Source organism: uncultured Agrobacterium sp. (assembly GCF_913777885.1).
GTDB lineage: Bacteria > Pseudomonadota > Alphaproteobacteria > Rhizobiales > Rhizobiaceae > Agrobacterium.
Genome location: NZ_CAJYTV010000011.1, coordinates 105,544 through 118,609, shown reverse-complemented (window position 1 = coordinate 118,609; position 13,066 = coordinate 105,544). Strand labels below are relative to the sequence as shown.

Here is a 13,066-nt window from a genome sequence, read left to right as displayed (position 1 = left end):
GACTCTTTGCGCCACTTCGGTACGCGTTACTCGATCAAGGTTTGATTTTTTTGAACGCCAATCTCCTGCGCGCAGTCATCTATATTACGTCGATCTTCGGCCTTTACATGGCTACGTCAATGTTCGTGCCAGCCATGACGGACCTCTATTACGGCAATAATGACTGGATCGTTTTCGCCGCTTCCGGTTTCATGTGCGGGGGATTTGCGCTGGCCTGCGCGCTCGCAACCCGTGGACCGATGCCGACCTTCAACAAGCGCTTCGGCTTCCTGCTGGTCAATCTGCTGTGGGTGGTCTTCTCTCTCGTCGGCGCCGTACCGCTCTATCTATCGGAACTGGAGCTGACATTCGCTCAGGCCCTGTTCGAATCCGTATCGGCAATCACCACCACGGGCGCTACAGCCATCTCCGGTCTCGACCATGCCCCGCAAGGACTGTTGATCTGGCGCTCCTTGCTGTGCTGGCTCGGAGGTATCGGTATCGTGGCGCTTGGTCTCTTCATCCTGCCGTTGCTGCGCGTCGGCGGCATGACCTTCTTTCGCATGGAATCCTCCGACACCGCTAGCGACAGGCCTTTCGCTCGGCTGGCAAGCTTCACCCGTGCCTTTGTCGGCATCTACTTGGTCATGACGATTGCCTGCACCATCGCCTTCGACTTTGCCGGCATGACCCATTTTGATGCGGTGAACCACGCCATGTCGGCGATCGCGACAGGAGGCTTCTCCACCCATGACGCCTCGTTCGGTTATTTCGGGGATAATGTCGCGCTGTTGTGGATCGCAACTTTCTTTCTGATTCTCGGCAGCCTGCCCTTCTCGGTCATGATCCTGCTCGCCGTGCGCCGACGCATGGATATTCTCTACGATCCTCAAATCCGGGTGTTCATAGGCTATCTCTGCGCCATCTCGCTCGCCGTCGGCATCTATCACCACATCAACAATGGCGTAGCGCTTCATATTGCACTCAGCCATTCCTTCTTCAACATGACCTCGATTCTTTCGACTGGCGGCTTTGCCAGCGACGACTACACCCTTTGGGGACCGTTCGTCGTGGTGGCGGCATTCTTCGCCACTTTCATGGGCGGCTGCTCCGGCTCGACGGCTGGCGGCATCAAGGCCTACCGTTTTGTCATCGTCTATAATGTGGTGAAAACCGGCTTGCGGAAGCTGATCTATCCCGATGCCGTCTATCCTGTGCGTTACGGCGCGCAGGTCGTCGATGCCGAAACCATTCGCAACGTCTTCTTGTTCATCAGTTGCTTCATTGCTCTGTGGATCGGCGGCAGCCTGTTGATGAGCGCCATGGGCTACGACTTTCTCACTGCGGCATCCGGTGTTGCCACATCGCTTGCCAATGTTGGTCCCGGCGTCGGCCCGATCATCGGGCCTGCGGGCAATTTCTCTACCATCAGCGATCCAGCGCTCTATCTGCTGTCGATGATGATGCTGCTCGGCCGTCTGGAAATCCTGACCGTGCTCGTGCTGCTAATGCCACTGTTCTGGAGAGGTTGAAGATTTGGTACGGGCGGCGGGACTCGAACCCGCACGCTTTCGCTCCGGATTTTAAGTCCGGTATGTCTACCATTCCATCACGCCCGCATGCATTTCCCATCTACACAGCGTGACCGCTTCCGGTCAACTGCAAGAGTTTCTTCAAGCGTATTACCCACACCAGGATGGGCTTGCGGAACCAGCACGGCGTGCAAGCCCCTCTCGGATCAACTGATCGGCAAAAGAAACTCCTGACCTGGAAAGGGCCTTTACTTCAGCGCCCTGCCCTCCGGCTGCAATCTGGAAGCCGCCGGAGTTCAGCATGTCGCGCAGACGCACCTTGGCGGTGAAGCCGCGGGCACGTTCTTCCATGCAGCGGGCCTGATCCGTTTGCGGGACCTCGATGCCAGCAAGCTTCATCCTTACGCCCTTCATCCAGAAGGTGTTGCCGTCCATCACGCAATTGTTCAGGCCGGAGCGCCCACAAAAGGCAAATGTGCCGGGCTTGGCGCCGAGCGAAACATTTTCCACCTGTGGCCTTTGCGATGGCAAAGTCGCTGGCGGCAGTTGACCTGTGCTCAACGCAGATCCTGCAGAAGCGATAGAGCGTGGCGGAATAGGCGCGCCGATCGTTGGCAGGCCGACTGTCTGGGAGGGCTTTAGAGCTGCGACCTGCTTGGGCACACTCGCCTCACGCATCGCGCGTGCTGACGGTTTGGACGCGGATGCAACAACGCTCCTCATCTTCGGCAACAAGGTGTCGCGGTGTTCATAGACCTGAATGCCGCCTATTGCGACACCAAACAGGATCAACCAGGACCAGACGCTGCCACCCTTGGACTTGGACGACGCACGGCGGCTTGAAGGCTTTCTCTTGCTCACAGTACAACTCCTTTTCAGGCCGGCATTATCCGCTGAAGGAGTTTCCGAAAGGTTGGCATTTGAGATAAATTCGACGGGCGCTGGCGAAGCGCCGCGTTATCCACAACTCTCTCGTCGGCAGAAGAGCGAGATGTTTGCGAGGCCACCCGTCGGTTAACGCACCTGATCGAGCAGGCGTTTGCATTCCAGAAGGTCGAACAACGCCTCCTGCAGCAGGGCACGATCGTCTTTGCTGATACTGGATTTGCCGATCGAAATTTCCGGTGTGTCGTCGGAACTTCCTCCGCCAAAGCCAAAGAAACGACCGCTGGGCCTGGCCTTTGGGCGTCCGACAACTTCATCGTCGTCCGATGGCGTCACCCGTGGTTCGGCAGTCTGCTTTTCACCGCTAGCAGCCATGATGGCTTCCATCGTGGCCATGTCGCCCGAAGCGATGGCCGCAACGAAACGGTTGCCGTTGGTCTTAAGGAGCTTCTGAACGCCCTTGATCGTATAACCGTGATCGTAAAGCAGGTGGCGGATGCCTTTCAGCAAATCGACATCGTCCGGACGATAATAACGACGTCCGCCCCCACGCTTCATCGGCTTGATCTGGGGAAAGCGGGTTTCCCAGAAACGCAGCACATGCTGCGGGAGATCGAGCTCGTCCGCAACTTCGCTGATCGTTCTAAAGGCGTCCGGACTCTTATCCACGCTTAACTCCCACCCGGCGAAATGACAGGTTTGCAAAATACACGACAAGGTACGATGCGAATCGTCTTTATTTCAACGGCTTGAAGGTTGAAATTCAAGTGTGTTCACAGGAAGAAGAGGAGTGAGGTATCGAAATGGAGCTATTGCTACCGAAAGAAGCCGCTTCAGGAGCCGGGCTTTGGGGTCTTCTGCTTCGCCTTGCGTGACGCATGGGCTTTGAGGATGCGCTGTTTCAGAACGTTCGAGGCCTTGAAGGTCATGACGCGGCGCGGCGAAATCGGAACTTCTTCACCGGTCTTGGGGTTGCGACCGATACGCTCGTTTTTTTCACGAATTTGGAAGGTTGCAAAGGAGGAAAGCTTTACAACCTCACCGCGGGTGATGGCGTTGCAGATTTCGTCGATGACGGTTTCGACCAGCTCGGCGGATTCGGTTCGGGACAAACCCACTTTGCGGAACACAGACTCGGCCAAATCCGCACGTGTCACAGTTTTACCGGCCATTTTTCCCCGCGCTTATCTCTGTTGTGTTCTGGAAACTGCCCGAGACTATTGCCGTTGATGGCAACGGTCAAGAAATGTTTCCAGAATCGTTTAGGGATTTACGGCAATGATGGCAAGGGGTTACGTGAGTACCGTAACCTACAGTTTACCAGCGCAGAAGCACTGCGCCCCAGGTGAAGCCACCGCCCATTGCTTCCAACATGACTAGATCGCCCTGCTTGATACGCCCGTCTGCCGCAGCGGTTGCGAGAGCGAGCGGAATGGAGGCAGCAGATGTGTTTCCGTGCAGATCGACCGTAACGACTACCTTGTCCAAGGGAATGCCGAGCTTCTTCGCGGAGCCGTCAATAATGCGGCGGTTCGCCTGGTGTGGAACAAGCCAGTCCAGATCGTCCGCGGTCGTGCCGGTTGCCTCGAACGCTGCCTCGATCACATCGGTGATCATGCCGACAGCATGCTTGAAGACTTCGCGACCTTCCATGCGCAGATGGCCGACCGTCCCTGTCGTCGATGGTCCGCCATCGACATAGAGCTTTTCCTTGTGCGAACCGTCTGAGCGCAGATTGGAGGTCAGCACGCCACGGTCAGAGGTTTTACCTTCGCCCTCACCCGCTTCCAGAATGACAGCGCCCGCACCATCGCCGAAAAGAACGCAAGTGGTGCGATCCTTCCAGTCGAGAATTCGCGAGAAGGTTTCCGCGCCGATGACCAACACGCGCTTTGCCATGCCGCCACGAATGTAGAGGTCGGCCGTCGCCATCGCATAAACGAAACCAGAGCAAACGGCCTGAACGTCGAAAGCAAAACCGCCCGTTATACCGAGACGGTTCTGGATGTTCACCGCAGTTGCCGGAAAAGTGTTGTCGGGCGTAGATGTTGCAACGATGATGAGATCGATGTCTTCCGGCTTCAGACCGCCATTTTCCAAGGCTGCGCGGGCCGCAGCCTCACCCAGCGATGCCGATGTCTCACCTTCGCCGGCGATGTAGCGCTGTTTGATGCCGGTGCGCTGAACGATCCATTCGTCCGAGGTTTCGACGATGCCCTCGATTTCCTGGTTGGTCACAACCCTCTTCGGGAGCGCCGCTCCGAAGCCACGTACAATAGAGCGGATCATTGATTATTCCTCATCGACCACGAGAGCTTCAGGCGCGGGAGGCGGAAGTCTTCTTGCGTGGTAAGCTTTCAAATCGTTTTCGATCTTGGCGGTCAGACCGTTATGCACCATGTCGTAACCGACATCGATGGCAGAGGCGAAACCAAGCGCGTCCGTGCTGCCATGGCTCTTGATGACGATGCCATTCAATCCCAGGAAAACGCCGCCATTGACCTTACGCGGATCCATCTTTTCACGCAGCACATCGAATGCGCTTTTAGCGAGAAGATAGCCGATCTTGGCAAAGAAACTGCGGGAAATCGCTTCGCGCAGCAAAGTGGTGATTTGGCGTGCCGTGCCTTCCGCAGCCTTCAGTGCGATATTGCCGGTGAAGCCTTCGGTGACGACCACGTCCACCGTGCCCTTGCCGATATCGTCACCTTCGACGAAGCCGCGATAATCGATGGTGGCGAGGTCCGCCTCACGGATAAGGCGACCGGCTTCCCGGACTTCTTCCTGGCCCTTCACTTCTTCGACACCGACATTGAGCAGACCGACAGTCGGGCGATCCACATCAAACAGCGCCCTTGCCATTGCGCCACCCATAAGGGCAAAGTCGAGAAGCTGCTGCGAATCTGCGCCGATCGTCGCACCGATATCGAGAACGATGCTTTCGCCACGCAGTGTCGGCCAGATGCCTGCAATCGCCGGGCGCTCGATGCGCGCCATGGTGCGCAAACAGAACTTGGCCATGGCCATCAGGGCGCCGGTGTTCCCAGCAGAAACAGCCACATCCGCCTCGCCGACCTTCACCGCTTCGATGGCACGCCACATGCTGGACACGTAACGGCCCCGGCGCAGCGCCTGGCTCGGCTTTTCATCCATCCCTACGGAGACTTCACAATCGAAGAATTCCGATTTTGCGAGAAGCTGGGGATGTTGCGCCAGAATATGATCGCACTTGTCCTTCTGCCCATAAAGCAGAAATGTCACGTCGTTGTGCCGCTCAAGCGCCTTTGCAACACCGGGTATGACAACATCAGGGCCGTGGTCCCCGCCCATGACGTCAATTGCTATTCTGATCACTCGTCCCTGATCCTTCTGACCGCATGGCGGTATTTTTCGGGCGAAAATACCGTTTCCGCGCACGCTTACAACTGAATTGTTCTCTTCTTACGAAGGCGTTCAGTCTTTTTTCCAGTCTTTCAACACCGCAAAGGGCGATGGTTTTTTATCATCCATTGGGGTCTTGTCGCCAAATCCATCAAAATCGACCCCCGCCTTTCGCGGATAGGGATCGATAGCAAGCGCGGCAAACTCGGCGACCACAACGCCTACATCGATCGTGTCACCGACAAACTGATCGGGAATATCCGGCCCGTCGGGATCAAGCACGATCTCGCCATCTTCATTCGTCGTCAGTCGCGCGAGCTTCGAACCTTCCGGAACGAAAATCTGCTCTACCTTTTCATCGATCACGCTGGAGACAGGTTCCAGCGTTACAACGCAGGCCTGTGTCACTCCGGCCTGCACCTGACCTTTGATTCTGATGCCGTCCCTCTTCCAACGCGTTACCTGCAATTCGCTCCTCAGATAATCGACGGAGAGAACATCCCAGAATTTCGCAAGCGCAGCCAGTTCTTCCGGGCTCGCCTCCAGACCAATCCTGACCGGATTGGCAGAAATATGGCCTACCTTGACGAGATAGGAAAAGGGCGCGTCATCATTTGCCGCATGGGGCGATTTCATTGAAAACCTCAAAATCCGGTGAAGGCAGCGTGGCGCTTCCCGTCACGACCGCATCTTCCGACTGCGAAGACAGCGTTTCAGACGCCATCATCATCCATTTCGCGAGAGCGCGCATGTCTGGCGCGGTCTCGTCTGCCTGCGGATATATATTGCGACGCAGCGCTGCCGCAAGAGCATCGGCATCCGCGCCATCGAGTGCGGCCGCGTAGGATTCCAGTCGGCCATAGAACATGCCTGCAAATTTCTTCATCCGTTTCGGCACGCCCTGGTCGCCGATGCCGAGTTCGCGCATGGAGTGATCGAGGTCCTGAAAGAAGGCGTCGACGATTTCCTGAGCGATCTCCTGTCCGCTGATGGATGCGTCCTTGGTGCGATGGAAATACAGAATCATGACGATTGCCAGCATCTCGAAGCGCCCCATCACCGTGTCGGGCACATCCATGTGGAGATAAAAACCCGGCTGACGCGCGGCTTGCGTCAATATCGCATATTGACGGTCAACGATGGCGCGATTGTTGTTTTTCTTCTTGAAAATCCCAAAAACCATCGAAAAATCCGAATATCGATCGACGAAATCGCGTCCCGCCCATCGCACTTGTTGCATGATCGTGAAAGCTGGTTTACCGAAGCATCCGAGAATTGCAATGCCGGGTCAGTCACGTTCATCATCGTGCTGAAACAGTAACGGAAAAGCGCTGGCAAACGGCAGCCGTCTCCGAAACATGTTGCATTCCATGGTGAAACGGGGAATTCCTGTCCCCGGATTGACATAATCGTGTGTACAGAAGCGGTACGACACGCAATGCCGGAAGGTGCCATTCATGATCGCAGTCGGGGAAACGCAGGTGAGCAAGCAGAAGTCGGGCGGAAAAACCAAATTTCTGAGCAAAACCGCCATCGCCGTCGTCATTGCTTCGAGCCTGCTTGCGGCCTGCTCCAGCACGACGGACGTTTTCCACAATGGCTATGTGCTGGACGAGCAGTCCCTGCAATTGATACCGGTCGGCTCCAGCCGTGAGCAGGTGCTGCTGACCATGGGAACGCCATCGACCACGGCAACCTTTGGCAATGAGGTTTTCTATTACATCTCGCAGAAGCGCGTTCGCAAAGCCGCCTTCATGAAACCGCAGCTGGTTGAGCAGAACATCCTGGCGATCTATTTCGACAAGAATGGCGTCGTGACACAGAAGGCGAACTACACGCTTCAGGACGGCAAGGTCTTCGACACGATTTCTCGTACCACGCCGACAGGCGGCAAGGACCTTACGTTCCTTCAGCAGCTGCTCTCCGGTGGTCCTGCGGGTGCCGGCATCGCCAAGAGCATTCTGGGCGGCAACAACAACAGCTACTGAGCAAGGCGCTCGTCCCAATTCGGAAACCGGGTATCGTCGCGATGCCCGGTTTTTTTGTGTTTGAAGAGCTCGCATTTGCGCGCAAACAAAAACGGGACCGTTACCGGCCCCGTTTTTTCAATCTTGCTCTGTGTCTTTAGCCCACTCATCGCGCTTTTGCGAAAATCGAATCCGATTTTCGAGCCGATGGTGTAGCCGACAGATCAGCCGACGATTTCGGTTTCAGCGAACCAGTAGGCGATTTCCTGAGCAGCAGTTTCCGGGGCATCGGAGCCGTGAACCGAGTTCTCGCCGATGGAGAGAGCAAAGGTCTTGCGGATGGTGCCTTCGGCAGCCTGGGCAGGGTTGGTTGCACCCATGATTTCGCGGTTCTTGAGGATGGCGTTTTCGCCTTCCAGAACCTGAACGATGGTCGGGCCGGAGGTCATGCCCTCAACCAGTTCGCCGAAGAAAGGACGTTCCTTGTGAACGGCGTAGAAGCCTTCTGCTTCGCGCTTGCTCATCCAGACGCGCTTGGATGCGATAACGCGCAGGCCGTTTTCTTCAAAAACCTTGGTGATGGCGCCAGTGAGATTACGCTTGGTTGCGTCCGGCTTGATCATCGAGAATGTGCGTTCAATCGCCATTATTGCGGTTCCTTGTCATAGAAAGAAAGTGGGCGGTGTTTACCCGCCCAAACGCCCGAAAACAAGGGGGCTTTCCGTAATTGGCAGAAGCTGCGTGACATTTCACGCCGCTGTCACACTGCGCCCCTTCGCGCCATGCAGATCGAGGCAGCGCTCGAACCAGTCTCGAACAGGATCCTTGGCAGCAAAGAGATCGACGCCGCTGGCGACCCTCGACCACTGAAGCGCTCCGAAGACGATATAGTCGGCGAAGAGCGGGCTTTCGCCACCGAGAAACGGCTGACGGCTGAGCATCTTGCGGATGGGCTCCAAACGAGTGGGAAAAGCGGCAATCTCCGCATTACGCTCGGCAATGACGTCTTCCAGTGCAGCACCGAGCGCCTTCGTTCGGCTTTCGCGGAAATAGGCTTGGTCCTGATCATCCAGCATGTCATGAATATCAAGAAGCGCGATCCGGACGATGGCCGGATGGAGCTGCGTCTGCGACCAGCTTTCGACAAAGCGTGAGAGCGCCTTGCCGCCCTCCCCGTTGAACAGCGACGGCTGATCCGGATAGGCCTCATCGAGATAGACCGCGATGTCGAAGCTGTCCTTTACCAGCCTGTCGCCATCACGCAAAACCGGCACCGTTTTCGAAAAGCCGTTTTCGATGCCGGGGATCGCGGTGAAAGCAAGCGGGCGCTCTTCGAAATCCAGCCCTTTATGCGCCAGCGACAGAACGGTTTTCCAGCAATGGGGCGAGAACGGACGGCTGATGTCACGGCCGCAGAGCGTGTAAAGCGTAATCGACATGGTCACTCCTGTTTTTTCAACACCATTGAACAGGCTGATGCGGCGAAAATCAAACCACCAGTCTTCATATCTGCCATCACAGAGTTTGAAGTGAGACGACCAGCGGTGAGACGGAGTTAGAAGCGATAGAGAAACAACTTCGTTTGACGGGCGTCATGCACTTCCAGAACATCAAGCGGAGTGACACCGGGAATCTCGAAGCTATTGGAGACAAGCAACGTTCCTTTACGCATCTCAGCCTTGGCCTTTTCGTAAAGGCCGGGCATCGGCACCGGCGACAGGAAGCAATAGACCAGATCATATTGAGACAGCTCGGCATCCCAGAGACTTTTATAGCGGATCGCCGAATTGGGGCGACGGTTCATCGCAACCAGAAGCTTGGAGATCAACGTCAGAAGCGGCGCCGTCTCATAGCCATCGACCCGGACACCCGGGTGAGCCTTTGCCAGATAGATGACGATACCCCCCGTACCGCTTCCGAGATCGGCACAGGATTTCGCATTTTCCCGGGATACCAGACCGCTAATCGCGTTCCAGGTCTGCCGGTTTGTCATATAAAACGGCACCTGCTCCTTGGCACCGTTCCAGAAGACCAGCACGCAGGCGATGAATGCCAGACCATAAGCCCAGGCCGGCACAACATCATTATAAACGACCGCGAAGGGAAGCAGGATTTGCACCGGCACCCAGAACCACCAGAGTCGGAGAAGACGACCGATAAGCGCTGAGAACACACCCTGCATCAGCAGGATTTCGAAAAGACCGAGTGGCAGCCGCCAGCCCATGCGCTGAACGATCACGAAGCCGCCGAGCACGATCGCCTGGGAGAGAACGAGCCTGAGGAGGTTCAATATCGGCTGGAGAATACGGCTCATGGGCGGGTTCTTTTTGACGGCATCACACCCCCTACCCTGTAGAAGCTCACGATGGCGCGGGGCTTGCCGCTTCTCCATCTTGCAAGCTCCCGTAAACTCGGCCAAAAGGCTGGCATGATTACGATTACCGACCTTTCAGCCCGTATCGCAGGCCGCCTGCTTCTCGACAATGCCAGCGTCTCGCTGCCTGATGGCGTCAAAGCGGGTCTTGTGGGGCGCAATGGCGCGGGAAAATCGACGCTATTTCGCGTCATCACCGGCGATCTCGGTTCTGAAAGCGGCAGCGTCACCATTCCAAAGCATGCGCGCATTGGCCAGGTGGCGCAGGAAGCACCCGGAACAGAAGATTCGCTGATCTCCATCGTGCTTGCCGCCGACAAAGAACGGGCGGCCCTGTTGCAGGAAGCGGAAACGGCGACCGACCCGAACCGGATCGCTGACATCCAGATGCGGCTCGTCGATATCGATGCGCATTCGGCGGAAGCGCGCGCCTCAGCCATTCTCGCAGGTCTCGGTTTTGATCAGGATGCGCAGTTGCGCCCCGCCTCTTCATTTTCCGGTGGCTGGCGCATGCGCGTAGCGCTTGCCTCGGTGCTCTTCGCCGAGCCCGACCTACTGCTGCTTGACGAACCTACCAACTATCTCGATCTCGAAGGCACGCTTTGGCTGGAAGATTACATCCGCCGCTACCCGCACACCGTCATTATCATCAGCCATGACCGCGATCTTTTGAACAACGCTGTCAATTCGATCATCCATCTGGACCAGAAGAAGCTCACCTTCTATCGCGGCGGCTATGACTCCTTCGAGCGGCAGAAGGCGGAAGCCGACGAATTGCAGATGAAGGCTAAAGTGAAGAGCGATGCAGCGCGCAAGCACTTGCAGAGCTACATCGACCGCTTCCGCTACAAGGCCTCTAAAGCCAAGCAGGCGCAAAGCCGTATCAAAGCGTTGGAACGCATGGGTACTGTTGCTGCCGTCATCGAAGATCACGTCCAGCCGATCACCTTCCCCGAGCCGGAAAAGCAACCCGCCTCGCCGATCGTCGCCATCCAGAGCGGGGTCGTCGGCTATGAGCCGGGCAAGCCGATCCTTAAAGGCTTGAATCTGCGCATAGACAACGACGATCGGATCGCGCTGCTGGGGTCCAACGGTAACGGTAAATCCACTTTTGCCAAATTCATTTCTGGACGTCTTCCCGCGCAAGCGGGGGATTTGCGTTTGGCCCCAGGTCTGAAGATCGGCTTCTTCGCTCAGCATCAATTAGATGATCTGATGCCGAATGAAACGCCGGTCGAGCATGTGCGCAAGTTGATGCCGCAGGCGGCGGAAGCACAGGTGCGTTCACGCGTGGCACAGATGGGACTTGCGACGGAAAAAATGTCAACCGCTGCCAAGGATTTGTCAGGCGGCGAGAAAGCCCGTCTGCTGATGGGGCTCGCCGCGTTTCATGCGCCGAACCTCCTTATCCTCGACGAACCGACCAACCATCTCGACATCGACAGCCGCCGCGCACTGATCGAGGCGCTGAACGATTATAATGGCGCCGTGATCCTGATCTCGCATGACAGACACCTGATAGAAGCAACCGTCGACCGCCTATGGCTAGTGAACAATGGTACGGTCACGAGCTTCGAAGGCGATATGGAAGAGTATCGGGACATCGTCATCGCGTCTGGCAAGAAGAAGGACGAGAAGGTCGAGGTCGCTGGGGACCAGGCATCCAAGGCCGATCAGCGCAAAGCCAACGCCGAAAAGCGCGCGCAACTTGCGCCGCTGAAGAAAAAGATCAACGAAATCGAATCCTTGACGGCGAAGCTTGAGAAACAGATTCAAACGCTCGACACGGAGCTTGCCGATCCGACGCTGTATGAAAAGGCGCCGGCCAAGGCAGCAGAAAAGGTCAAGCAGCGCGGAGAAGCGGCCGCCAAACTTTCTGCAGCGGAAGAACAATGGCTGCTCTTGTCCAGTGAATATGAAGACGCGATGGGTGGATAAATGAAACGTTACTTCCCCAGCGGGAAAGTAACGCACCGTTAACCATAATGAGAGAAAGCTCGGCAGCAACGTCATCCCTGATTTGCCGAGCTTTTCATGCGCTTCTCCTCACTCTTCGTGTCCGCAGCCATAGCGCTGTGCCTTTCCAGTTGCGCAGGCAAGCCGCAGGCCGACGGGTCGCTAAAAAGCGCCTTTGCCGCCACGATGCCCGACAAGCCAACTGCAGGTGCACATGATCCTGTCGCACTGTCGCCTGCGGCATGGATGCGTCCACGCAACCCTATGGGGCTTGCCGGTCGCGACATTGAGGTGTCGTCCTTAAAAGATATCGCTCTTGCCAATAAGGAAGTCGTGCTCAGCTTCGATGATGGCCCTGTCCCCGGAAAGACAGAGCGGATCCTCGCGACACTTAACGACTTTGGCGTGAAGGCTACCTTCCTGATGGTTGGCGAAATGGCGCAGGCGCATCCGGCCATTGCCAAGAAGGTCGTTGCCGAAGGACATACGATCGGTAGCCACACATTCAGCCACCCCAATCTGCGCAGCCTCGCATTCGACCGCGCAGTGGCGGAGATTGCCAAGGGTGAAAGAGCGGTGTCGAAAGCAACCGATACTGACGTGATGTTCTTCCGCTTTCCCTATCTCGCAGACAACAACAACCTTCGACATATGGTATCCGAGCGCGGTCTCGTCATCATGGATGTCCAGGTCGATTCCAAGGATTACTTCACCGACACGCCAGCCCTCGTCGCGTCACGCACGATTGCGGCCCTTCGTCACCGCGGCAGCGGGATTATCCTGATGCACGACATTCACAAGCGCACTGCCACCATGCTTCCAGCGCTGCTGACCCAGTTGAAAGCGGAAGGCTACAAGGTGGTGCATCTGGTGTACAAAAAGCCCGCTCAGAAGTCGTTGCTGGTTGCATCCATCAACTGATTTGCGGTGACAGCATCAAGCAACAGCTTGCCCGAATGGCGGTTTCTGATACAAGTCATAAAATATTATTT

14 protein-coding genes and 1 tRNA gene are annotated in these 13,066 nt (G+C 56.5%); 4 read left to right on the top strand and 11 right to left on the bottom strand.

The annotated features are described in order from the left end of the window. Window positions 1–50: 50 nt before the first annotated feature. Entirely contained in the window at window positions 51–1,511 is a 1,461-nt protein-coding gene (locus tag QZ869_RS09070; RefSeq protein WP_296104142.1) for a TrkH family potassium uptake protein, read from the top strand. A 5-nt stretch (window positions 1,512–1,516) separates the two neighbouring features. Here the strand turns inward: QZ869_RS09070 and QZ869_RS09065 are convergent. From QZ869_RS09065 to QZ869_RS09030, 8 genes are all read right to left on the bottom strand, one after another. Beyond that, window positions 1,517–1,598, bottom strand: a tRNA-Leu gene (locus QZ869_RS09065). Between the two features lie 63 nt (window positions 1,599–1,661). Beyond that, window positions 1,662–2,372, bottom strand: coding sequence for a nuclease (locus QZ869_RS09060; protein ID WP_296104139.1), 711 nt, complete (start codon window positions 2,370–2,372; stop codon window positions 1,662–1,664). A 153-nt stretch (window positions 2,373–2,525) separates the two neighbouring features. Continuing rightward, window positions 2,526–3,065 carry a MerR family transcriptional regulator gene (locus tag QZ869_RS09055; protein WP_296022236.1) on the bottom strand — a complete coding sequence of 180 codons (540 nt, stop codon included), beginning with the start codon at window positions 3,063–3,065 and terminating at the stop codon, window positions 2,526–2,528. 164 nt (window positions 3,066–3,229) lie between these two features. Then, window positions 3,230–3,568, bottom strand: coding sequence for an integration host factor subunit alpha (locus tag QZ869_RS09050; protein ID WP_296022238.1), 339 nt, complete (start codon window positions 3,566–3,568; stop codon window positions 3,230–3,232). A 145-nt stretch (window positions 3,569–3,713) separates the two neighbouring features. Next, a complete protein-coding gene (locus tag QZ869_RS09045) occupies window positions 3,714–4,685 on the bottom strand; it encodes a beta-ketoacyl-ACP synthase III (protein WP_296104136.1) in 972 nt (323 codons plus the stop codon). A 3-nt stretch (window positions 4,686–4,688) separates the two neighbouring features. Further along, window positions 4,689–5,750, bottom strand: coding sequence for a phosphate acyltransferase PlsX (plsX, locus tag QZ869_RS09040; protein ID WP_296022243.1), 1,062 nt, complete (start codon window positions 5,748–5,750; stop codon window positions 4,689–4,691). Window positions 5,751–5,849: 99 nt separating this feature from the next. Further along, window positions 5,850–6,413, bottom strand: a complete 564-nt coding sequence (locus QZ869_RS09035; protein WP_296040062.1) for a DUF177 domain-containing protein — start codon at window positions 6,411–6,413, stop codon at window positions 5,850–5,852. After that, complete coding sequence (locus QZ869_RS09030) at window positions 6,388–6,960, bottom strand: ubiquinol-cytochrome C chaperone family protein (protein ID WP_296104133.1); 573 nt, start codon at window positions 6,958–6,960, stop codon at window positions 6,388–6,390. Before QZ869_RS09030 ends, QZ869_RS09035 begins: the two co-directional genes overlap by 26 nt. A 274-nt stretch (window positions 6,961–7,234) precedes the next feature. Here QZ869_RS09030 and QZ869_RS09025 point away from each other — a divergent pair, with 274 nt between their 5' ends. Next, complete coding sequence (locus QZ869_RS09025; protein WP_296022251.1) at window positions 7,235–7,765, top strand: outer membrane protein assembly factor BamE; 531 nt, start codon at window positions 7,235–7,237, stop codon at window positions 7,763–7,765. Window positions 7,766–7,968: 203 nt separating this feature from the next. On the opposite strand, the gene ndk is transcribed toward QZ869_RS09025, so the two are convergent. The 3 genes from ndk to QZ869_RS09010 all read right to left on the bottom strand — a co-directional run bounded on the left by ndk (window position 7,969) and on the right by QZ869_RS09010 (window position 10,058). Beyond that, window positions 7,969–8,391, bottom strand: coding sequence for a nucleoside-diphosphate kinase (gene ndk, locus QZ869_RS09020; protein ID WP_062425595.1), 423 nt, complete (start codon window positions 8,389–8,391; stop codon window positions 7,969–7,971). Window positions 8,392–8,493: 102 nt separating this feature from the next. Then, complete coding sequence (locus tag QZ869_RS09015) at window positions 8,494–9,183, bottom strand: glutathione S-transferase family protein (RefSeq protein ID WP_296073781.1); 690 nt, start codon at window positions 9,181–9,183, stop codon at window positions 8,494–8,496. A 116-nt stretch (window positions 9,184–9,299) separates the two neighbouring features. Further along, window positions 9,300–10,058: a class I SAM-dependent methyltransferase gene (locus QZ869_RS09010; RefSeq protein ID WP_296104130.1), complete on the bottom strand. Its 759-nt coding sequence runs from the start codon at window positions 10,056–10,058 to the stop codon at window positions 9,300–9,302. Between the two features lie 114 nt (window positions 10,059–10,172). Between QZ869_RS09010 and QZ869_RS09005 the strand changes: the two genes are divergently transcribed. Beyond that, a complete protein-coding gene (locus QZ869_RS09005) occupies window positions 10,173–12,056 on the top strand; it encodes an ABC-F family ATP-binding cassette domain-containing protein (protein ID WP_296104626.1) in 1,884 nt (627 codons plus the stop codon). Window positions 12,057–12,152: 96 nt separating this feature from the next. Next, window positions 12,153–12,995, top strand: a complete 843-nt coding sequence (locus QZ869_RS09000; protein WP_296081454.1) for a polysaccharide deacetylase family protein — start codon at window positions 12,153–12,155, stop codon at window positions 12,993–12,995. Window positions 12,996–13,066: the final 71 nt, after the last annotated feature.